This is a genomic window from Methylobacter sp., assembly GCF_036845245.1.
In the GTDB taxonomy this organism is placed as follows: Bacteria; Pseudomonadota; Gammaproteobacteria; order Methylococcales; family Methylomonadaceae; genus Methylobacter_A.
Genome location: NZ_DAIUEH010000018.1, coordinates 16,713 through 39,166 on the forward strand (window position 1 = coordinate 16,713; position 22,454 = coordinate 39,166).

The window sequence follows — 22,454 nt, forward strand, 5'->3', positions numbered from 1 at the left end:
GTTTAACAAATGCCGACTGTACTTATTCTTCTCGGATGGAGATTGTTTTTCTACGCAAATGAAGAGAATGAACCCATACACATCCATTGAAAAAGCGGAGACAAGGAATGCAAGTTTTGGATAGACGTTGAAAATTTTGACATTCAGGAAGCCTTCGCATTAAATCTGTCACCGCGAGACAAAAGACAGATCCGAAAAATAATATTCGAACATTTTGAGTATATCGTAGACCAATGGCAAGAATTCCAAAACAGGAGATACCCATGAATACTTATCATCAACTTGATGAAATCAAAATAGAAAGTGGAAAGCTATCTCTGAAAGTAGACGGTCAGTCAATCAGCAAAGTTTTATTGGAAATATCGCCTCTGTTAGCCAAGGCTGGCGAGAAAGAACTAAACCACTACGAAATTTCGCCTTCCGGCTATGGTATTTACTGGCCGCTAATTGATGAAGATATATCCATTGACGGTTTGCTGGGTATCGCTCACTCTCCGGCACAATGGCAGAAAAGCGCCTAGTTTTAATTCCTAAGACACAATAGCGGTAGCCGTTGCGCCGCATGTAACAAGAACTTAATCTAACTTTACGTTAGCGCTGTTTTTAAACAAGTGGTGATCAAATGAACATCGAAACAATCCGTCATCAAGCATTGTCCCTTCCTCCCCAGGAGCGCGCTCAATTAGCTGAGCAATTACTGTCCAGCCTTGATGACCTGTCGGAAGCGGAAGTTGAACAGCTTTGGTTTCAAGAGGCTGCACATCGTGCCTCCGAGTTAGACCAAGGGTTAGTTCAGCGCATTCCCGCCGAGCAAGTGCGCCAAGAGGCTCAGGCACTTCTTAAGTGAGTTACTTCTTCAACCCGAGGGCGCGAGTTGAGCACCTCGAACACGTAACCTATTACGAATCTCGACAGCCGGGCCTTGGTGCGCGTTATCTTGCAGCCTTCGATGCAGCAATGACCAAGGTTTGTGCGGCCCCACTCCGCTATAAGGTTGATTTTCCACCCGATATTAGGCGTTATCGGCTTCCAGGCTTCCCGTATAATATTCTCTACCGGCTGGTTGGTGCTGATGTTGAGGTCTTAGTTGTTGCTCCGCATCGTCGGCGACCGGATTATTGGCGCGACAGAAAGCTGTAAGGCGGGTGATTTGTAGGGTGGATTCGCCGCTGGGCATCCGCCGCAACTGCGAACGGCTGTCATCGGCGTTGTGCGTTGATTGGCGGTTTGCTAACGCGAAACCGCCCTGCCGCATTAGCCCGCTTTCTGCTCACCTTCTTTAGAACCCTCAACCGACCACAATTTCTCAAGCTGATAAAACTCGCGGGCTTGGGCGTTCATCGCATGGACAATCACGTCGCCCAAATCCAGTAACACCCAGTCTGAACCCAGATCGCCTTCCATGCCTAAAGGTTTAACGCCGTTTTCTTTTAGCTTTTCCGATACGTATTCACATAATGATTTCAGGTGACGATCCGAAGTACCGGTGACTACGACCATATAATCGGTAAAACTGGTCTTGCCCCGGACGTCGAGTGTCGTTATGTGTTGCCCTTTGCGTTCATCCAAAACATCCTGGACAATTTTTAAAATATCTTCTGCTTGCATTCAAATTCCTAGTGTAAATAATGAGATCAATGTGTCTCGTAAAGCTTGTGTTGCTTGATGTATTCTATGACAGCATCGGGTAATAAAAAACCCGGATTTTGTTTTCTTGCAATTATGTCCCTGATCGCCGTCGCCGAAATCTCCAGTTGAGTGACTTGCTGGAAGCATAATTTTCCTGCGCTAGCTTGTGTCAATTCTTTAATGTCTCCTGCCAGTCTGGCTTTAAAGAAATCATCGAGTTGTTGTAATTCAAAGCCCGGCCGGGTCATCACCACGATATGCGCATAGTCGAATAACCGCTGCCATTGATGCCAGCCGGTTAAATGCTTGAATGCGTCAGTACCGATAAACAACAATAAGGGTTCGACTGGAAACTCCTGTCTTAAAGATGCCAACGTGTCGACCATATACGACGGCAATTGACGCAAATCGTATCTATCCAGTTCCCTGGTATCGATCTTTAACCCCGGCTGGCTTTTTATCGCCAGCTCCAACATCTGCAAGCGCATTTCGGCGGTTACGGCAGGCTGTTCGCGGTGCGGCGGATTAGCGCAGGGAATCAACCGGACTTCATCCAGTCCGAAAATGTCTTTAACTTCAAGTGCCGAACGCAGATGTCCGTAGTGAACCGGGTCGAAGGTACCGCCGAAGATGCCGATCATCTATTGCCTGATATGGCCGTCACCCAGAACGATGTATTTTAACGAGGTCAGGCCTTTTAAACCCACAGGTCCTCGGGCGTGCAGCTTGTCGGTGCTGATGCCGATTTCGGCACCCAACCCGTATTCAAAGCCGTCGGCAAAACGGGTCGAGGCATTCACCATCACCGAACTGGAATCGACTTCCCGCAAAAAGCGGCGGGCCAAGGTGTAATCTTCGGTCACAATAGCTTCGGTATGCCCGGAACTGTATTGATTGATATGTTCCATGGCTTGATCGATGCCGTCGACAATCCTGATCGATAAAATCGGCGCCAGATATTCTGTGTTCCAATCTTCTTCTGTGGCTCTGGTGCAGTTTGGAATCAAGGAGCAGGTTTTAAGACAGCCGCGTAATTCGACGTCTTTTGCACTGTATTGTTCCGCCAGCAGCGGCAATACTTTGGCGGCAATGCTTTCGGCAACCAGCAATGTTTCCATTGCATTGCAAACGCCGTAGCGATGGGTTTTGGCATTGACGGCAATCTTGACCGCCTTGTCTATGTTAGCTTTATCATCGATATAAACATGGCAAATGCCATCCAGATGTTTGATCACTGGAATCGTTGCGTCTTTGGAAATACGCTCGATCAAGCTTTTTCCACCGCGCGGAACGATCACATCAACGTACTGATCCATCGTGATTAATTCGCCAACCGCTGCACGATCCGCCGTTGCTACTATTTGTACGGCTTCCACCGGCAAACCGGCCGCTTCCAGCCCTTGAGAAATACAGGCTGCTATGGCTTGATTGGAATGTATGGCTTCGGAGCCGCCTCTTAAAATACAGGCATTCCCGGATTTAAGGCACAAGGCCGCCGCATCGACCGTCACATTAGGACGGGATTCGTAAATAATACCGATCACGCCCAACGGTACGCGCATTTGGCCTACTTGGATGCCGCTGGGCCGGTAACTTAAATCGCTGATTTCGCCGACTGGATCGGGTAACGCGGCTACCTGTTTTAAGCCTTCAACCATCGCCTGAATGCCGGATGATTTTAGTTCCAGCCTGTCCAGCAAAGCCGCATCCAGGCCATTACTTTTGCCTGCATCCAAATCCTTGCGGTTTTCCGCTATCAATAGCTCATGGCTGTTTTCAATGGCTTCGGCGATTTTCAACAAAGCCAGATTCTTCTTGCCCGACTCGGTACGGCTTATTTCACGTCCGGCTTTCCTGGCCTGTTGACCAAGTGTTTGCATGTATTCTTTAATATCCACTAGGTTCCCATTAACTGGATGAATGTTGAACACAATTATACCGTTTAATCAGTATCTTTGACAGACTTAAACGAAACAACTATCGGATATTAAACAGGTTTATGATATAGAATGAGGGGTTTAAGTGGCAATCGATTGATCGGTCGTATTTTTGATGTTGTGCCGGAACGTGAATTTACTTCGTCCGTACATTTTTACTAACGAACTTACCAAGTGGAGTAGATATTGAGTTTGACAACATTTATTGAGTTATCTTCAAAATAAAAAGGGCGAAACACTTCGCCCTTTTGTTTAGCATATTGAATCTATTATTTAGCGGCTTTAATATGCTCTACAGCTGCTTCAGCATGTTTAGTCGCTATATCCGCATGCCCCAAATTACCATGATCAATGGATTCTTGCAGTTCCTTGGCGGCTTCTCCTAAATGGTTTTTAGGTGCGCCCTTAGCTACTATCTCGGCGGCCAACGTATGTTCCATTGCCAACTTTGAATGCTGGACCAAAGCATCTGCCTTGCCCGCCTTACCTTGCGTCACTGCCTCATTGGCGTGTTCCAACGCTTGATCAGCGTGTGGCTCGGCGAAAACAGCAGTACTTAAAAATAACAATAAACCTGCACATGCGAATGCTAATTTTTTCATGATGTTGTCCTCATTTAGTGTAGATAATAATTTTTATGAAAGAGAAACAAACGATAAAAGCATGGAAGCCCAAACTTCTTGTCAATTGCATGCTAAACCGGTTCAACCTAAAAATTCAGTTGTACGTTTAAAGCAGAAACAGAATAAGAGAGGTCAATTATTTATACAATCAGTAGAATTACCTAATGCTTTGATGATAAATGTTATTTAATTCAATAACGGGGTATTAATGAAGAACTTAAACTTTTAACCTAAAGTGAGTTGTTTTTTAGGATTGGATGTGTTTCTGCGATTATCAATAAAGAAGAAACAATCTATTAATTTTCCGCCATATTGTGAGCATACACGTACATACGTATAATCTTTAGCCAATGGGGAATAAGTCTGATATGACTGATTTCTAGAAAATTATCAGCAATATAGGCGCTGTTTCTTTCGTATTTTATTTCTACCGTTTTTTGCATTGCTATTATTTAGCAATTGCCACGAGATCAAAGCTTAATAGCTTATCTCCAATAGTTTCATATACCTCCTCGTAGTGTGAAAGTTCAGAGCTATCCAGTGTCTGTACACCTTTCCTCCCTTTACCGATGGTACTGGGAGGTTTTTTTGTCTATCTGAATGTAATGGGCGTATCGTCTACTCTTTATGATTAGATAATCCCGCAAGCCAATCATGGACTCTTTCATTAGCCTTGTGCGCTAAATCAATAAATCCAGCTATTGCGCCAGCTGCATCAGGTGTTTTAGTGGACTGCTGCATGTAAAACTCCTGCATACCGATCTTTTGTTTATTATCAGAATAAGCTTCAACAGAAAAACGCAGCACCACACGAGCCCGGTCAGGCGCATCGAATTGCTGTTCAAAATCCTGTAGCCGAATTATCAATGCATAATCCTGAGCCTTGCCGTTGAAAGCCAGTAACTGCTCAAACATTTCCGGCGGGGATGCAATCCAGCGATCCAAACCGTAGAACCTGACTTGTGAGGGAGAGGCAAAAAGCAGTCGATAGCGGATACGATTATCCCAGAGCCAGGTCGGCGCATTGATGCTAACTGATGCATTACCATGAGTAAGCGCTGTTGACGCAGGCAAGCCAAAATCATGCAATGCAGGTTGCTTGGCGGTAACGCTGCAACCTATACTAAAAAATACTAACCATCCGATTAATAGGTATCTCATTGTTGCTCCTTATAGTCCGGTTCGCCCGGTCCGGCATCTTTTTGATTGGGGCCCAGCAACAATTCCTGCGGATCATTTTCCAACATCGTCGCAACTCTTTTTACCTGTTGCGTTGTCGCCTGTAACTCAGTCAGAAGCTTATTAACTTTAGGTAATGTTGATTGTGCTAAAACATCGCCGGTAGTTTTTCCGCTATCGACAAGTCCCCCTGCTTTTACGCTGAGATTCAGCACTTCTTTGGTTAAGCCCTGCAATTCGTTAGTCAACGCATCAATATTGGCCAGGGTTTTTCTGGCATCCTTATTCAATGCGGGAATACCGGCAAGCGCCTTATCAACGCTCTTTTGTAACTCGGAAAGCTTATCGGTTAATGTTTTCAGATTATTTAGAATGCCGCCGATATTTTTTTCATTTTCATCGTTTAAGATTGAACTAAGCCGTTGCATTAAATGATCGGCTTTATGCAAAAGTTCTTCTCCTGAGTCCATCAGCTTATCGGCCATTGACGGCACTAAAGGAATGCGAGACACGGGATTATCTCCCGGCGCCAACGGCTCGGTTATAGTACCGGAATCTTCCAACTGAATCTGGGTCAAGCCGGTCACGCCTTTTAAACGCAAGGTTGCGTAAACGCCTTTACTCAAAACGATATTTTTATCGACCTCGATCGGAACAAGAATGCTGCCGGAGTCTAACGGGTCAAACTGAACTTTAAGCACCTTGCCCACCGCAATGCCCCGGTAAAAAACCGTAGATTCCGGATTAAGACCGGATACAGATGCCCGCGTCGAAATAACGTAGAGATTGCGTTCCTGGTTCATGGTGCCAAGCCAGAAAACAGTCGCCGTCGACGCAATTACCAAAGCAATCAGAAACAGGCCGGTAATCAGTGCATGATTTTCTCTACCCATGATCAGTCTCCTGGTATTGAAATACCCGTTCAGCGCGTTTATTGTGAAAAAATTTATCGACAAAAGGATGCTTGCAATTTAAAACGGAAGCCAGCGTTCCGAAAGCAACCAGCTTGTTATCCGCCAGCACCGCAACCTTAGTGCATAAGTCTCTTAATATATCCAAATCATGCGTCACCATGACGACCGTAAAATGAAGGTCTTTATGCAATTCAGCTAGCAGACTGACAAAATCTTCGCTGGAAATAGGATCAAGCCCCGAGGTCGGCTCATCGAGCAACAACAGTGCCGGATCCAGCACCATGGTGCGGGCAAGCGCCACCCGCTTGATCATGCCGCCCGACAAATCGGCCGGTTTGAGCCAAGCGTCATCGGCTGCCAAGCCGACCATTGCCAGCTTCATAAATACGATGCGGGCAATCAGCTCCTCGTCATCGAAGCCCAGCTCCCGCAACGGGAAGGCAATATTATCAAAAACATTTAAAACGCTGAATAATGCGCCTTTCTGGAACAGCACGCCGCAATTGTTACGTAGCCGTTGGCCGTGATCTGAATTAGCGTCTTTCAAAGACTGCCCCATTACCCGCACCTCGCCTTGACTGGGCTTTTGCAGGCCGATAATTTCGCGCAGCAACGTTGTCTTACCGCAACCTGATGCGCCTACCAGCCCCAAAATTTCGCCGTGGTCCAGGCAAAGATTAATATCCTGATGAACAATCTTGCCTCCCTTGTCGGGGTCGCCAAAGCTGGTCCAGACATGCTCCAGTTGTATTGCGTATGAATCACTCATGGCATTCCTACATCCATGAACAGGATCGCGAAGACCGCATCGACCATAATCACTACGGTAATAGCCGCGACCACGGAATTAGTGGTCTCATTGCCCAGACTTTCGGTATTCGGCTTGATTCGGAAACCAAAGTGGCAGGCAATCAACGCAATCATCAAACCGAAAACCGCGCTTTTCCCAAAGCCGATAAAGAAGTTGGTCAGCGGAACCGCATCAGGCAGTTTAAGGAAAAACTGCTGGTAACTGATATCCAACGTCGTTTGCGCCGAGAACATGCCGCCGATCAATGCCATTGCGCTGGTCCATACGCTTAACAGCGGCAGCACGATGGTCAACGCCATCACCTTGGGCAAAATCAAGCGCAACGAATGGGATATGCCCATCGCCGACAGCGCATCGAGTTCCTCGGTTACCCGCATGATACCGATTTGCGCAGTCATTGCAGAACCGGAGCGACCCGCAACCAGAATGGCGGCCAGCAAAGGCCCCAACTCACGAATGGTGCTCAAACCCAGAATATCGATGATATAAATTTCCGCCCCGAAAATCTTCAATTGCAATGCAGACAAATAACTGAGCACGATACCGATCAAAAAGCCAACCAGCGCAGTAATACCTAAAGCACGAACGCCTGACTCATAAATCGTGGAGGAAATTTCCGACCAGGGAATATCGCCCGGATGCCGCAACAAATAGCCTATATCCAAAACCAGCTGGCCTAACAAAGTCACCAGCTGCAGCAACTGCGCCAAAAAGTTGCTGAGCAGCTGATTCATGTATTTAATAATCAGGCCTGAATTGGAACCCACCTGTTTGGATTCAGGAAGCTCTTGTGTTTGCCAACGCTCGAATAAACGCTGATGTTCGGGCTTCATTTGCAACGCATCCGGCAGCTTTTTTCCCCAGGCTTTCCAGATAATCAAGGCGCTGACGCTGTCGAGCATCTCAACCGAGTTCATATCCCATTGCATATTTTTATGAGCCGCATACGAGCTTATTTTTCGGTTAAGCTCGGGCACTGTGACTAAATTGCGAAGATTCCAGCTGCCGGACAGTTTGACGCACCGCTGCCCGGAGCCTTGTTCAACGACTTCCAAGGTAGGCGGTATATCCTGATTGATTGAGCTGCCAGTCATAGCTGTTGCCGGATTTTCATGTATATCAACTAGGACACATTACCACGAACGACTGCATCCATGGGCTCGTTTGCAATAAATTGATCGATCTATTTGTATTTAACATTCCAGCCAATCTATTTCAGCATCCGAAAAACCGGCAATTTTGCGCAATTCCCTATTAAACGGCCCTTTAGGTTTACCGCCCACATAGTACTGATCGATTAGCTCACGGTATTTGGCTTCAACTTCAAAACCGCGTTGCCGGCAGACAAACTTAAACCAGTAAGAACCCAATTCCACATGCCCTACTTCGTCAGTCAGAATACGCGTTAAAATTGCCACGCTTGCATCATCGCCCAGCCCCCTGAATTTTTCAATAAGTGCAGGCGTTACATCCAATCCCCGCGCTTCCATACAGCGGGGAACCATAGCCAACCGGCCCGGCAAATCATCGGCCGTATCCTTGGCATGATCCCACAAACCGCTGTGTGCCGGTAAATCGCCGTAATCAAGCCGCATCACCCGTAAATGCGTCCTGATCAACGCAAAATGCTGAGCTTCTTCATCGGCGACTCGTAACCAATCCTGATAGAATTGCTCGGGCATGTCGCGAAAACGGTACAGAATATCCCAGGCCAGGTAGATCGCGACGAACTCAACGTGCGCAATGGCATGAAAAAATGCTGCCACACCATCCGGCGTAGTCAATTTTCGCCGTGGCATCTGGCGGGGCGCCAATAACTCCGGTTTGTCCGGAAACGTTACCTGGGCGATCGGCATGACCGGCCGGTTTGTATCGAACAATAACTCTTTATCAATGAACATTTGCCAAGCCCGATGCGTTATCGCCAGTTTTTCATCGACATTGGTTTGTTGAAAAAACGCCTCTGCAAATTCAAATACATTTTTCATCATTTAGTTAGGATAAGGCTATGACCAAGATTTTAAATTTCACACTGTTATTTCTCTATTGCCTGTTCATTTATTGGCTTTCCGACCAGCCTACCCTGCCGGTTCCGGACCTGTTTTCCTTACAAGATAAAGTTCTCCACGCCGGCGCATATTTCATTATGGCAGTGTTGGCATGGCGCAGCTTCAAACAACTCGGGTACAGCCCTATTATACTGGCTTTGCTGACTATTACTTTTTGCAGTTTATACGGCATAAGCGATGAATGGCACCAATCTTTTGTCGAAGGACGAATGTCGGATGTGGCCGATTGGCTTGCCGATACCGTTGGCGCAGGCTCGGCGGCATTTTTATTAACATCCGATGTTAAATCACGTTATCTGGAAAAATTACGCAGTTAGGATATAGGCCCGCTAACCATAGTACAACAGTACAACCTGAATTAGAGTACATCAAAGTCCGCAGCTAGGGCATTTCTCCCTTAGAAGCTGTTTGGAAATTCATCTTATCGCTATAAGATATAAATTTTGATTACAAAATGAATAGTATTAATCGTCGTATAAGTTTTGGCATTCAAGAGTGGCTTATCCACTAAATCTATGTTTACTTTAGATGCAAGTACTTTTGAGACGATTAATATGAGCACAAAAAACGGAAAAAGCGTTACCCGAGCAATTTGAGTGATGGACGTAGTTCATCTGTTGCATGACGGTATTGGTGGCAATGTCGACGACCAGCCTCGGGCTGCCTAGGTGATCTTTGACGATCCGGTAAGTCGCCGCCGCCTTTGATCATGAAGTCCGGCATGTTGGCACCGGTGGCGTAGACGAAGCGGCTAACGATTTGGTTATTGCCGTCGAGTTCGGCTATCGGTTTGAGTTGATCCTGGTATGAAAAATCCTTCTCCAGTACATTGTTGCGATTTTTGCCGATGCGCCGTTTTGGCCGTCGATGAGGTAGTCAATGGCGGCGCCGTTCGGCAAGGTGACCTGCCAAAGGTTGCCCAATACGTTGTAACGGTAGCTGGTCATCGAGCTGCCGGTCTTGGGCGTCGTAGTGGGCTATCGAGGTTCAGGTCGGTGCGGTTGCCGTTTTCGTCGTAGCCATAACTAGACTGCACGATGCTGTTTTGTTTCACTTCGACCAGCCGCCCGGCCGTATCGTAAGCGTAGTCGAAGGTGTGGGTGCTGCCGATTAGGATCTCTGTTTTTTGGCTAATTCGGCCGAGTTTGTCTCGAAAGACCTCGCTCTTGTACGGACTGCCGTAGCGTACTTGGCCAGATAGCCGGTGACTTCGCCTAAGCCGTTGTAGCTGGTGCTGTCGCTCAAGCTGCCGAGCACGGTGCCGGTCAGCAAGCCGTTTGGGCGTTGCGCGCCGGGCCAGGATTAGATACCCGCTTTGGCAGCCATACGGCGAAATAGGCTACGCTATTGACGCCCTACAGATTGCGCCTTACTGAGTTGCCCACTTACATGGAGTATTCTTTTTCAAGAAGTTCAAATGTCGCTGAGCTTACTTTATAAGTCGCCCCGCCTCCTTTTATTGGCGAATCCTTAAAGTTTTTTGGATGAAAATTAATTAAGAAGTTTCCATCAGGCTCAATGTTAATAAAAATTAAATAGTTCTTTATATCTAAAAGAAACAAGCCAAGCTCTGACTTTCTGTTTCGCACACTCCGGCGTACTACCTGCTGAAAATCCTTAGCAGCCGCAGAAATGGCCTTATAATAATCTCCGGACAACACAACTTCATCCTCCGGGCAATACAGACTTTCACACTTGCCACGAGAATAACCTATATCATGAATCGTCCCGATGACGAACGCCAGTATTAGACTAATGGCATAAGACTTCTTGCTTCTCTTGGCAATACTTACGTGACGCATATTATTTAACCGATCCAGTGTAGCCCATGCCGGGACTATATTTTGAAGGTACATCCCAATAAGGCGGTGGAACATAGACATCGACACCGCCATTTGGCTTTATCAAATATCCAGGGATATGGTTGAAAAAGTTGCTTCGCTTATCGTCATTGGAAAACATATTGTATTTATATCCTTTTTTGGCCCAATGACTATGATAATCAGCGAATGGCTCGCCTGGACATGCTAACGGTGACCCCGGCGAAACGTGGGTTTCTTCATTATCGGTTCTCGGTTTGGTATAAGAGAACGAACCATCTGGCAGCTGATATATCCAACCACCCCATTCAATTCGTTGCGGCCCCATATTCATAATATCTGTAGCAACGCCTTGCGCAGCATTGCCTGGTGATTCGTAAGAGTCACCAGGCGCTAAGCCGAATGAATCAATGAGATTAACCGGATCATTAACCACATAGCCATACAAATTGGTATCCCCGCCCGCAAACCCAATCGGGTCTTTCGCCGTCCAGCGCCCGGTTTCCGCATCATAATCCCTGGTGCCGAATCTGACCAGCTGGGTATCGCGGTCATACAGCCCACCGGCATACCCAAACGGCTGGAAGCCGGGGTTGGTGTCCTGGATCACGTTGCCCCATACGTCGTAATTCATCTGCTGGATGACGGTGTTGGTGGCGATGTCGACCACCAGCCTCGGGCTGCCCAGGTGATCCTTGATGAGCCGGTAAGTAGCGCCGCCTTTAATCATCAAGTCCGGCACGTTGGCACCGGTGGCGTAGACGAAGCGGCTGACGACTTGGTTATTGCCGTCCAGTTCGGCTATCGGCTTGAGTTGATCCTGGTACAGGAAGCCCTGCTCCAGTACGTTGTTGCGCTTTTTGCCGATGCGCCGGTTTTGGCCGTCAATGAGGTAGTCGATGGCAGTGCCGTTCGGCAAGGTGACCTGCCTGAGGTTGCCCAGCACGTCGTAGTGATAGCCGGTCGTTGCACTGCCGACGGTTTTGCTTTTCAGTTCACCGTTGGCGGTGTAGTCGTAGGTCGCGTTGTTATAGTCGAGCAGCCGGTCTTGGGTGTCGTAGTGGGCTATCGGTACGCCGTTCAGGTCGGTGCGGTTGCCGTTGTCGTCGTAGCCGTAACTGGACTGCACGATGCCGTTTTGTTTCACTTCGACCAAACGCCCTGCGGTGTCGTAAGCGTAATCATAGGTCTGGGTGTTGCCGCCTAGGGTTTCTGTTTTTTGCGTGATCCGGCCGAGTTTGTCGCGAGTGACGTCGCTCTTGTACAGGTCTGCCGTGGCGTAATTGGCCAGATAGCCGGTGACTTCGCCGAAGCCGTTGTAACTGTAGCTATCGGTTAAGCTGCCGAGCGCGGTGCCGGTCAGAAGGCCGTTCTGGGCGTTGCGCGTTAGGGTCAGAGTGATGCCCAGGGCGGTGTTTTTAACGGCGGTCAGCAGGCTGTCGTTGTCGTACTGGTAGGTGAACGAGTTGGCGCCGTTGACGCTGACGGTGCTGACGCGGAAGTCGTTGTCGTAGGTTTTGCCGACGCTGCCGGTTATGGTTCCGGTCCAGTTAGTCTGGGTCGGCAAGGCGCCGCTGTAGGTGTAGTTCAGTCCTAATCCATCCAGCGTGGCGATGCCGGCGAGCTTGCCGGTCGTCATGTGGTAGCTATAGCCGATATTGCCTTCGGGAACGGTGATGCTGCTGGTGCGTCCGGCGCTATCGTAGCTGTAGTCGATGGTCTGGCCGTCAGGGCGCTGCACTTGGGTCAGTTGTTTGTCGAGGTTGTACTTGTACAGGGTGCTGTTGGTACCCGCTGCCACATCCGGCGGTACGGTGGATTCGGTCAGGTTGACCGGCGTGTAGCTAAAGCTGTGCCCTGGCCGTCCGGGCGGCAGCAAGGAGGTCAGGTTGCCGTTCGCATCGTAACTGAAAAGGATTTCGCGGTGGTCCGGCAAGGTTTGCCGGGTTACATGGCCGGCCAAATCGTATTGGTATTTGACTTGCCGTCCGACCGGGTCGGTGACGCTGTCGAGATAGCCTTGCGGGTTGTAGGCGAAGCTGACTAGGCGTTCGTCCGCCCCGCTACCTTGGACGATGGCGGACGGACGGCCTTGGGCATCGTAGCGGGTGTTGATCGGCAATAGGCCGGTGATTTGACTTTGGGTGACTCGGCCCAAGCTGTCGATCACTACCTTGGTTTGCCGGGATGCGGCACTGGTGGCCGTGAACGTCTTGCTCGCGGCATCGTAGATAGTTGTTTGGGTGCGGCCGTTGAGGGTAATGGTATCGGTCAGAGTGGTCAGGCTTAGCGGGTTGTTGCTGTCGGTAAGAGCGGCGGTGCGCTGGCTTGTCAGGTTGGCGGTCAGGCCGCCGGTGCTGGTTTGCAGGCTTTTAGTGATCGGCGACAACATCGAGAAACGCGGATCGGGGCCTCTCAGCAAGGTTTTCAAAGTACCGTCGGCCTCGCTGGTGACCGTTGTGCCGTCGGTTTTCTCCAGCGTGGTCGTGGTGGTGTTATCGGGCTGAGTGTGTTTGCGCTCCCGGTCGCCGGTGCTGAGGTTATGCACGGTGTGGGCAGTGACCCGGTTCAGGACGCTGGTCACTGTCGCGATATGGCCGTCGGCCAATTCGGTGCGAGACAGGGATAGGCCGCCACCGCCGGCGTTGGTATCGGTTAACAACCGGCCCAAGATATTGTAGGTAAAGGTGGAGCTATGGCCGTTAGGGTCCTTAAACGACGTCAGCAAGCCGTCGGCGGTGTAAGCCATTTCGTGGCTTTCACCTGCGGGGTTGGTGACTTTGGCAAGATAGCCGTTGCTGTCCAATGCGAGCACGGTGCGCTGGCCGAACGGGGCGACAATGGCGGTGGGGCTGCCCAGGGAATCGCGTTCGATCTGAGTGACCAAGCCATCTCCGTCGGTGATTTGGCTTAGGTGGCCTTGAGCATCGTAGCTAAAGCTAAGCAAGGAGGTGCCAGTAAGTGCGTTTAGAGTGGCAAGATGCCGTCCTGTGGAATCGAAGCGGTAAAGTTCTATACCGTCTTCTGACGGGATGACAATTTCATTCGTATTAAAACCGGGTAATGTAGGAGAAATTCGGCGAATTCTTAAATGAACAGTATCGCTGACATACAAACTACCGTCCGCTCCAGCCGCGATACCAGAAGGGCGATTAAGCGAAGCTTGGGTAGCCGGCCCGCCATCGCCATTGAATTCCTCAGTTCCGTTACCCGCCACAGTGCTAATGATGCCATCAGGGCTTACCCAGCGAATTCTATTGTTTTCGCTATCACTGAAATACAAACCATTTTTCGTTCCAAGTGCTATCGCGTCAGAGTAAGAAAACGAAGCCTTGGGCGCGGGTCCGCCATCACCACTAAATCCTGCTGTTCCATTACCAACTACCGTGGTGATAATGCCATCCGAACCTACCCGGCGAATTCTATGGTTACCAGCGTCGCAGAAATACAAACTGCCATCAGCTCCAAGCGCTATGGAGATAGGGTCTCTAAGTAACGCACGGGTAGCCGGCCCGCCATCACCACTGAAACCATTTGTTCCGTTACCTACTACCGTGGTGATAATGCCATCCGAGCTTACTCGGCGAATTCTATTATTACTATCACAGACATAAAAGCTGCCATCGGCTCCAAGTGCGAGGCAGTAAGGGTAACTAACCGAAGCTTGGATGGCGGATCCGCCATCGCCGCTGAAACTATTTGTTCCATTACCCGCCACTGTGGTAATGATGCTATCCGGTCCTACCCGACGAATTCTATTGTTACCAGTATCGCAGATATACAAACTGCCATCGGCTCCAAGCGCGATGCAGCCAGGGTATCTAAGCAACGCTCGGGTAGCTGGTCCACCATCGCCACTGAAACCATTTGTGCTACCCGCTACTGTGGTAATGATCCCATTCGAGCTTACTCGGCGAATTCTATTATCTTCACAGAAATAAAAGCTGCCATCAGCTCCAAGTGCGAGGCAGTAAGGACTACTAATTAAAGCTTGGATGGCTAATCCGCCATCGCCGTTGAAACCACCATTTGGTTTACCCGCCACTGTGGAGATGACACCGTTTGCAACCGCGCCTTGAACGCTACGTTGGCTGCCATCGCCTTGGTAGAGTATTTTCGCAACCGGATCATAAGCATGATGTGCATTCAGGCTCCAAGCGCCCAAGCTGTCGCTACGATTAGTCCAGCCTCCCAGTTGTATAGTCTGTTCATTCCATATCCGCACTTCGTTGCGTGCACGATTACCCTCAAGCGGTACGCCCGAAAAGCGTGCAAAAGCGGCTGATAGTCCTGCCGGCGTGGCATATACCGGGAGGTAGGCGTAGCCAATCTTAATGACTGCTGACTGAAAACCTTGAATTGGACGGCCAAAGGCATCGCGTCCATCCCATTCAAACGGAATGGTTTGATTCGGTGTAGGCAGGAAACTTTGCTCAAAGCGTCTACCCGCGACTTCCACAACCAGGTCAATCCGCTTTAGCGAGCTTGGCAGCGTAGCCCCGCTCAACGGAATTTGCAGGGTGTTGGACTTCCTTCCCGCCACTCTGGCGCTACGATAGTTGAGAGTGTTCGAAGTCCCGGTGATCGGAAGGGTTTCACCCAGCACTTGATTTTCGCACTCGATAATAGACCCGGAAGCTTCGCAAGGGTCGTCAACTTTTTTGTCAATGACGGGAGGCGGATTTTGCGGTTGCACCGCATCGTCCGGCATTTTGTAGGGCCAGTTACAATCCCATGTGGACAAATGTGTAACTTGCACTCGCCACAACGTTTTGCCGGCTTGATAAAGGCTGGCAAGTTGGGTTCTTTCTTCGGGGGTAATGCCTAAAGCCAGCAGTTTGACGGTGTCGTCCGCCAGGTTGTCATTGTCGCTGTCGATGTCGGCGACGCCGTTATTGACGGCGAAAATTTTGATGACCTTGCCATTATCGGAGGGTATCCAGGCGGCTTTGGCTCGGTCGTAGTAGCCCACTGGAACTATGGTGCCGACCGGAAAACTCAGGAAATTGTCTATGTAGAACGGCACCGGCCTATCGAATAACACATCCTTGCCGTCAACTTTGACGTCGGATTCATCTGCTTTCATTTCGAAAGCATAGGTATAAGCGCTGCTGGGCGGTAATGGTCCAGGCATGGATTCAGGACCGTTTGCGCCGACAGTATATTCGGTAAGGCGGAGATTGAGCGTAGTGATGGGTTTTGTGCTGCCGTCCGGGTTATAAATCTGAGCCTGAGTACCTTTCGGAATCAGTATCGTAGCCTGCCGGACACCATCCTGATCGGTAACTTGACTACCCTGGGCCACCTGAAAACTCTGAGTGGAGTCATTCAGATTGATAGTGGTAACCTTGGCGTCCTGTTGCATCAGAATGGCAGTGTCGGCAAGAGCGTAATCCTGCCAAGGGGCAGAAACTTGGCGTTGTGCAGACAAGTAACCGGTTTTTTTATAGTTGATGGTCAACAAGCCGCCGCCATTGACCGCCATATCAAACATACCGTCATCTCGGCTTAAAGTCTGTCCTAACTCAGGATGATCTTTAATAGTGACGGTAACGCCAGGCAGTGCTTTATTGTCCTTGTCCAGCACTTTGCCACGAATGACTGCTATACGTTTGGCTTCAACAGTGCCTGGAGCCACACCGGTCTGGATCGGGTTACTGCCGGAATAGAGGAACTCGGTCGAGGCCGAAACTGTGGTCGCCACGGTTGGATCGATTTTGGGGGCAATGACTGCCGGATCGGGAGGCAAGCCTTGATCAGGCCCTAAAGATACAGTCAGGGCAACTGCTGTGCCTTTTGCTACCAATGCGCCTGCATTAGGATTTTGTGAAATAACGCTGCCGGAAGTGACTGGGTTATTGATTAAATTGGGCGTACCGACGGTTAATTCGGCATTGACAATGGCTGTTTCTGCAGCAGCCCGGCTTAGATTGACCAAGTTTGGGACGGTGACAAACCCTGCCGGTACGACCGTTATTATGTAACTTTGGTTAACACTGCCGCTTTTGCCGTCGGCGACAAAGACGTTAACCGATTGAGGGCCGGTTTGATTGGCTGTCGGCGTCCAATTTATCAGGCCGCTTTGGGCATTGATGGTCATTCCGGAAGGATATGCAGTAAGGCTATAGCTCAGCATATCGTTATCAGAATCGCCGGCGGCAACGTTATAGCTATAGAGGCTTCCCACAGTCGCAGTCAGCATCGGACTGGAAGTGATTTGCGGTGGGTTATTGGCGGGCATGACTACGGATACGGTAACCAAAACTGTAGCGGGATCGCTATTAGCCTGGCCATCATTGACGATCAGCTGGCTGACATAATCGCCGGTTTGGTCGGGAGTAAAAGCGGCTTTTGCCTGGTCGGCTTGCAGGATCACCGTACTACTACCTGCGGGTTGATGAAGTAAAGACCAAATATAGGTCAGTGCATCGCCATCGACATCTGTGGATTGACTGCCATCCAGCTCAACCGGCATACCTACGGTTTTATTTGTTTGATCCGGTCCGGCATCGGCGACCGGTTTGGAGTTTTGGGTGTTGATAATTACTTGGTCGGCAAGACTGTCGAGTAAACCGTCATTGACGACTAATTCCACAGTATAAGGACCGGGTTTATCCGGGCTAAGATTGGGGGTTTGGGTATCTGGGTTTTGCAGGGTCGCCAGACTGGTTTCCGGTTTTGCGCTCAATTGCCAATGAAAGGTTAAGGGGTCATTGTCTATGTCGTAAGACAACATGCCATCCAGGAACGCGGTTTGGTTTATAAAGACGGTTTGATCATCGCCGGCTACCGCTACGGGTTTGGAGTTTTCTGTGCTGATGAGTACGGTGGCAGGTGCACTGTCAACGATTCCGTCATTGACGATGAGTTGAATTTGATAACTGCCTTTACTGTTTATGGTTAGTTGCGGTTTGATGGCGCTTGGGTTATTTAATACCGCTGTATTGGTTGCCGGCTGAGAAATAATACGCCAATGATAAGTAAGGAGATTGCCGTCTTCATCAGTGGAGCCGCTGCCGTCGAGGGTTATAGTGTTGCCGACAAAGGCAGTTTGATCGGCTCCTGCATTGGCGACGGGCAGATGGTTTGCATGAGGTATAGAGCCCAAAACGCTGTGGTTGAAGGAAATATCAGCTCGTTTCGGATTGCTGAATATAAGATCAATATTTTTGACTTTTTCGCCGGGCGACAGTACACCATCGCGTAGGGGTATATTAACAAAAGGTGAGCCATCTGGCTGAAGCCCGGCCGCATTGAGCAATTTCACGGTAAGAGGCTTGATATTTTTTATAACTAGCCGCATCGGCCTCCGTACTGGTTTAGCCGAATGGTTGGTTAGTGTCGCCCTGACTTTGGTGATTTTTAAATACCGCTCATGCTCAAACTCGCTGAATGTGACTTTGACTTGGCTATCAACGGGGACTGGGCTGGGTATGATTGCAGCCAGAGTTTGGGGGCTTACAAACAAAGTCAGGATAAATACCAATAACACGATAGAAGATAATAAGCGAGGCAATAAAATCGTTGATTGATTCCGTAAAATGCTTGCTTTGTTGAAGAACTGCAATATGTCCATAAAAAATACCCTAACGTATTAAATGATTATTTTTTAAAGACTACCAGAAAAAATTTGTTTTCCAACCTTAAACAAGGCCAAGTTCATTCAGAAAATTTTTGGCAATTTCAAACTCAATTGAGTTTTTGGTGGAATGAATGATTAGCCACGCATGTAATGAAATCAGGGCTACAGGAAGACAGGGGGTTAAGTTTTCCTTACCTTGTAAGAAAAAATGCATAGCTATGAGATTGATTTTTCATCCTTGAAAAAAATCAGATAATCTATGAAATATATTAACTAAATCAGTATGATGTATAATCCACACCTCTATTCTTTGCGTAACTATTTATGAACTTGATATATAGTGATATTTTTGTGAATTTTGTGAACAAGTCGTCGTTTTTAGGTTCAAGAGAACTCATTATGTCGGTGGTAGGTTGAATCTGTAATTAGGCATGAATATCCAAGCCAATCTCGACCTTGTTAATGAGCATTCCGATGACCGTATCATGCAGGATTTCCAACTTCGAAAAGCAAATTGTTTTTCGTGTGAGCCACTTAATCCAAGTTCTGAAATTCAAATTTTTGCGCTCATTCTTTATTGGTGTTGCATTTGCCCACCTCACCTGATGCTTGTCACTGTTCAAAAGCGCCTCAGTCATCGTGTAATAACGGCTAATGGCCGGATTTCATAATGGCGTTGCTGTCACAATCGAGGCAGGTAATTTCTTGATAACAGGTCATGTTCATATGATACAAGCAAATCACATTTTTGACCCATTACCATCATGTCAACCACAGCACAACACTAATCAGTTAAACAAAATCAATCCGTTATTTTCAGGTTATATTTTCGCACCCGATAGCGTAGCGTTTCCCTCGTTGCTCCCAGCGCCCTGGCAGCCGCGGTCAGATTGTTATCCGCCCGCTCCAGAGCGGTTTTGATAATAAAGCAATCCATATCGTCCAACGCCATACTGCCATCCAAAGGCAGCCAGATACCCTGTTCGGTTTGTAACGCTTCTACGGAAGGCTGGCCGGGCAATTGCAGCCATTGCCCTGGGAATGTCGACCCATCGGAGAATAATACGCAGCGTTCGATAACATTACGCAGCTCCCTGACATTGCCGGGCCAGTAATGCGCTTTGAGCTTGTTCCACACCGAATCGGGAATGTCTTTAACGTGTCGTCCGGCTTTAGCGTTGTATTCCGCAACAAACAATGGTACCAGCTCGTCCAGGTCTTCTACCGCCTCGCGTAGCGGCGGCAAAATCAGCTTGAACACGCTCAATCGATGATATAAATCGGCGCGAAAGCTACCGTCCAGCGCCATTTTTTCCAGGTCACGGTTACTGGCTGCAACGATCTGCACATCAACCTGGATTTCCTTTTCCCCGCCCAAGCGCCGGACTTTGTGATCTTCAATCACTTTGAGCAATTTTGCCTGCAAATCCAATGGCATTTCGCCGATTTCATCCATGAATAAAGTGCCGCCGTCCGCCTGTTCAAGCAAGCCGCGATGTCGTCCTGCCGCTCCGGTAAATGCACCGGGCTCATGACCGAATAATTCCGATTCCAGCAATTCCCGCGGTAACGCCGCACAGTTCACTTCAATCATCGGCTGTTGGGCGCGAGAGCCGCCGTAATGTAAGATGCGCGCCGCCAAACCTTTGCCGGTGCCGCTCTCGCCGCCGATAATCAGGGCGCTAAACGGAACCTGGTTCAGCTTTGACAACAGCTGTCGTATGTCCTTCGCCTGTTGACTATGGCCGACATAAGCATCCGGCGAATAACGCCGATGCCGGTGCTTGGTTTGATCGGCAACCCGTCGCTGAATCGATGCGCTACGCGCGGCGCTGGATACCAGCAAATCAAGGCGCTCCAGATCGCAGGGTTTTTCCAGGAAATCGTAAGCGCCCAGCCGTAATGCCCTGACCGAATCCGGCACATTACCGTAACCGGTTAAAAACAACCACTCGGCATAGGCTCCGGGCATTATTTTACCTCCTCCATCCTTGGAGTCGTCAGTATGACTCATATCTTTCTTGATCTTTTCCATAAAATCCAGCGCATTACCATCCGGCAAATTCATATCGGAAAGAATTAGTAAGGGTTCTATTTTTTTCTTTAGTAATAACTCCTTGGCCTCACTCAGATTGGTAGCCAGCGCCACTTCCCAACCGGATTGTCGATAGTGACGGGACAGTTCGGAACCTAATAATTTTTCATCTTCAATGATGAGCAGGGTTTCTATCATAATTTATCTCTAACAATACAGTCATTGGGCAGCAATATGGATACACATGCGCCGTGAGTCGGTTGATTGGCGAGACTGATCGTGCCCCCCACATCTTTTACAAAACGTTGCACCATTGCCAATCCCAAGCCGGTGCCGCGTTGACGGCTGGTGCGAAATGGACGGATGCCGTGCTCCAGCATATCCTGGGAAAAACCGATACCGTTGTCCTGCACGTCAATGCGTAATCCTTGTCTTTCTGTACGCGCCTTGATGCAGATATTACCGGGATTACCTTCAAGCGCATCAGCGGCATTCAGTATCAAATTCAACAAAGCCTGCCGTATCCCGCTTTCCGGCAGGTGCACCGGCAACGAATAAGGAGCATCCACTTCCAGGCGTATCGATTCGGCTATCTGGTAACGCGTCAACGCCACCAAGTCCCGAATCAATGTCCGTACATCAAAAGCTGTAGCTACTTCCGGCGAATGACGACTTTGATCGAGCATATCGTTAAGCAATCTGGCCATTCGTTTCAGTTCGGCATTGATCAAGTCCAGTCTTTCCAACTGGTCTTTATCATCAATTTCACGGCGTAAATTGTTGAATGCCATTTGAACTCCGGCCAGCGGATTACGTATCTCATGCGCCAATTCTGCTGCAACTTCACCTATCGCCGCCAACCGGTCGGCCCTGGCCAGGCTGTATTGCTGCTCCAGCAAGGCTTGCGTGGCTAACCTGACTTCATGTTGCAGCGATTGGGCATGTAAACGATTGGCGTCTTCCAGTTCCGCGAGGTGCTTAACCATTTCGTTATAGCTGTTAAACACCGGCAATAACAGCGGATCAAGATGATCGGTGGTAATTGGGGTAAAGTTTTCTTCGGTCAAGCGCTGTAGCAGTTCCCTCAAATCATTAAGCGGATGCAGGATTCTGAAGCGCAAAAATAATACCGCGACAAACAATATCGCCATGAATATTGCCAGCGCCATATACAATTCGGTTTGGGTATTCCGGCTGATGTCTTCCAGTAATTCTTCGCGCTGCAACGACTCGTTATCCAGTGTTTCACTCATCAATTTGAGAGCCTTTAACAAGCGATTGTATTTTTCTTCTTTTTTTAACGAGGATAAATCAACGAGCATGCTTTTTACAGTTTCCAAGCTTGTCCGGGTCGCTGTCGATAAATAGCGGTTATCCGTCATTAAATCATCCATTTCGTCCAGCGTTTTGGTCAACGCTTCAGGGCGTGCGCCGGATACCGTTTCAGTCAGATATTCAATCAGCGATTGCTGTAAACCCACCGATACATTCTGGATGCGATGCGAATAGTTAACATACGAGAAAACTGTTTCAAAGTGATGTACATTTCGCCAAATCATGCCCCCAAGTATGGCAAGAGCCAGTAATAATAAACCAAGAAAAGCCAAGCCACGCAGTTGGGCAGGACGGTAAAAAATCGGTTTCATCTAAAACTCATATAAGTAACTTCAAAGGTGCTGGAAAATTTAAAATCTCCAAAATTCTGCTAAGCAGCGCTTTATGCTCATGCTACCATCTTATGAGTCGATCAGCTAAGTCCTATCGGCAAGACTGGCTTTGCCGTAAAGGACTTTTAAGGTCTCTATCTTGCAACATTCGATTTCAAATTTTTACATTGCTGCTGATTTTAATTCCT

At 48.7% G+C, this 22,454-nt stretch carries 19 protein-coding genes and 2 pseudogenes; 6 read left to right on the forward strand and 15 right to left on the reverse strand.

Annotation, left to right across the window (positions count from 1 at the left end; all coding sequences use genetic code 11):
• Positions 1–9 precede the first annotated feature (9 nt).
• From V7051_RS24650 to V7051_RS24655, 4 genes and pseudogenes are all read left to right on the forward strand, one after another.
• A pseudogene (locus V7051_RS24650) lies at positions 10–267 on the forward strand (DUF4160 domain-containing protein).
• Positions 264–521, forward strand: coding sequence for a DUF2442 domain-containing protein (locus tag V7051_RS09585; protein WP_333874784.1), 258 nt, complete (start codon positions 264–266; stop codon positions 519–521). The pseudogene V7051_RS24650 and the gene V7051_RS09585 overlap by 4 nt, the downstream one beginning before the upstream one ends.
• 101 nt (positions 522–622) lie before the next feature.
• A complete protein-coding gene (locus V7051_RS09590) occupies positions 623–847 on the forward strand; it encodes an addiction module protein (protein WP_333874783.1) in 225 nt (74 codons plus the stop codon).
• The gene (locus V7051_RS24655) at positions 844–1,140 is read left to right on the forward strand and encodes a type II toxin-antitoxin system RelE/ParE family toxin (protein ID WP_442919644.1); all 297 of its coding nucleotides are present in this window, start codon (positions 844–846) and stop codon (positions 1,138–1,140) included. The genes V7051_RS09590 and V7051_RS24655 overlap by 4 nt, the downstream gene beginning before the upstream one ends.
• A gap of 114 nt (positions 1,141–1,254) precedes the next feature.
• Here V7051_RS24655 and rsfS read toward each other — a convergent pair whose 3' ends face one another.
• The 4 genes from rsfS to smbP all read right to left on the reverse strand — a co-directional run bounded on the left by rsfS (position 1,255) and on the right by smbP (position 4,168).
• Positions 1,255–1,608: a ribosome silencing factor gene (gene rsfS / locus V7051_RS09600; protein ID WP_333874781.1), complete on the reverse strand. Its 354-nt coding sequence runs from the start codon at positions 1,606–1,608 to the stop codon at positions 1,255–1,257.
• Between the two features lie 26 nt (positions 1,609–1,634).
• Positions 1,635–2,270, reverse strand: coding sequence for a nicotinate-nucleotide adenylyltransferase (nadD, locus tag V7051_RS09605; protein WP_333874780.1), 636 nt, complete (start codon positions 2,268–2,270; stop codon positions 1,635–1,637).
• On the reverse strand, positions 2,271–3,509 hold the full coding sequence (locus V7051_RS09610; protein WP_333874795.1) for a glutamate-5-semialdehyde dehydrogenase: 1,239 nt from the start codon (positions 3,507–3,509) through the stop codon (positions 2,271–2,273).
• 326 nt (positions 3,510–3,835) lie between these two features.
• Positions 3,836–4,168 (reverse strand): small metal-binding protein SmbP, encoded by a 333-nt coding sequence (gene smbP, locus V7051_RS09615; protein WP_333874779.1) that lies wholly within the window; start codon positions 4,166–4,168, stop codon positions 3,836–3,838.
• Positions 4,169–4,229: 61 nt separating this feature from the next.
• On the opposite strand from smbP, the gene V7051_RS09620 reads away from it, so the two are divergent.
• The gene (locus V7051_RS09620) at positions 4,230–4,379 is read left to right on the forward strand and encodes a hypothetical protein (RefSeq protein WP_333874778.1); all 150 of its coding nucleotides are present in this window, start codon (positions 4,230–4,232) and stop codon (positions 4,377–4,379) included.
• Between the two features lie 428 nt (positions 4,380–4,807).
• On the opposite strand, the gene V7051_RS09625 is transcribed toward V7051_RS09620, so the two are convergent.
• The 5 genes from V7051_RS09625 to V7051_RS09645 all read right to left on the reverse strand — a co-directional run bounded on the left by V7051_RS09625 (position 4,808) and on the right by V7051_RS09645 (position 9,081).
• On the reverse strand, positions 4,808–5,350 hold the full coding sequence (locus V7051_RS09625; RefSeq protein ID WP_333874777.1) for an ABC-type transport auxiliary lipoprotein family protein: 543 nt from the start codon (positions 5,348–5,350) through the stop codon (positions 4,808–4,810).
• Positions 5,347–6,261 carry an MlaD family protein gene (locus tag V7051_RS09630; RefSeq protein WP_333874776.1) on the reverse strand — a complete coding sequence of 305 codons (915 nt, stop codon included), beginning with the start codon at positions 6,259–6,261 and terminating at the stop codon, positions 5,347–5,349. The genes V7051_RS09625 and V7051_RS09630 overlap by 4 nt, the downstream gene beginning before the upstream one ends.
• Positions 6,254–7,051 (reverse strand): ABC transporter ATP-binding protein, encoded by a 798-nt coding sequence (locus V7051_RS09635; protein WP_333874775.1) that lies wholly within the window; start codon positions 7,049–7,051, stop codon positions 6,254–6,256. The genes V7051_RS09630 and V7051_RS09635 overlap by 8 nt, the downstream gene beginning before the upstream one ends.
• Positions 7,048–8,187: an MlaE family ABC transporter permease gene (locus tag V7051_RS09640; RefSeq protein WP_333874774.1), complete on the reverse strand. Its 1,140-nt coding sequence runs from the start codon at positions 8,185–8,187 to the stop codon at positions 7,048–7,050. Before V7051_RS09640 ends, V7051_RS09635 begins: the two co-directional genes overlap by 4 nt.
• A 99-nt stretch (positions 8,188–8,286) precedes the next feature.
• The gene (locus tag V7051_RS09645) at positions 8,287–9,081 is read right to left on the reverse strand and encodes a ferritin-like domain-containing protein (protein WP_333874794.1); all 795 of its coding nucleotides are present in this window, start codon (positions 9,079–9,081) and stop codon (positions 8,287–8,289) included.
• Positions 9,082–9,101: 20 nt separating this feature from the next.
• Between V7051_RS09645 and V7051_RS09650 the strand changes: the two genes are divergently transcribed.
• Complete coding sequence (locus V7051_RS09650) at positions 9,102–9,479, forward strand: VanZ family protein (protein ID WP_333874773.1); 378 nt, start codon at positions 9,102–9,104, stop codon at positions 9,477–9,479.
• Positions 9,480–9,944: 465 nt separating this feature from the next.
• Here the strand turns inward: V7051_RS09650 and V7051_RS09655 are convergent, their stop codons facing one another.
• From V7051_RS09655 to V7051_RS09680, 6 genes and pseudogenes are all read right to left on the reverse strand, one after another.
• Positions 9,945–10,109 carry a hypothetical protein gene (locus tag V7051_RS09655; RefSeq protein ID WP_333874772.1) on the reverse strand — a complete coding sequence of 55 codons (165 nt, stop codon included), beginning with the start codon at positions 10,107–10,109 and terminating at the stop codon, positions 9,945–9,947.
• A gap of 438 nt (positions 10,110–10,547) precedes the next feature.
• Entirely contained in the window at positions 10,548–10,964 is a 417-nt protein-coding gene (locus V7051_RS09660; protein WP_333874770.1) for a hypothetical protein, read from the reverse strand.
• 1 nt (position 10,965) lies between these two features.
• Positions 10,966–18,558, reverse strand: a complete 7,593-nt coding sequence (locus V7051_RS09665) for an NHL domain-containing protein (protein WP_333874769.1) — start codon at positions 18,556–18,558, stop codon at positions 10,966–10,968.
• A 431-nt stretch (positions 18,559–18,989) separates the two neighbouring features.
• A pseudogene (locus V7051_RS09670) lies at positions 18,990–19,220 on the reverse strand (IS1 family transposase); the annotation flags it as partial.
• A 146-nt stretch (positions 19,221–19,366) separates the two neighbouring features.
• Positions 19,367–20,797 (reverse strand): sigma-54-dependent transcriptional regulator, encoded by a 1,431-nt coding sequence (locus V7051_RS09675; RefSeq protein WP_333874767.1) that lies wholly within the window; start codon positions 20,795–20,797, stop codon positions 19,367–19,369.
• Positions 20,794–22,245 carry a sensor histidine kinase gene (locus V7051_RS09680; RefSeq protein WP_333874766.1) on the reverse strand — a complete coding sequence of 484 codons (1,452 nt, stop codon included), beginning with the start codon at positions 22,243–22,245 and terminating at the stop codon, positions 20,794–20,796. Before V7051_RS09680 ends, V7051_RS09675 begins: the two co-directional genes overlap by 4 nt.
• Between the last annotated feature and the right edge of the window lie 209 nt (positions 22,246–22,454).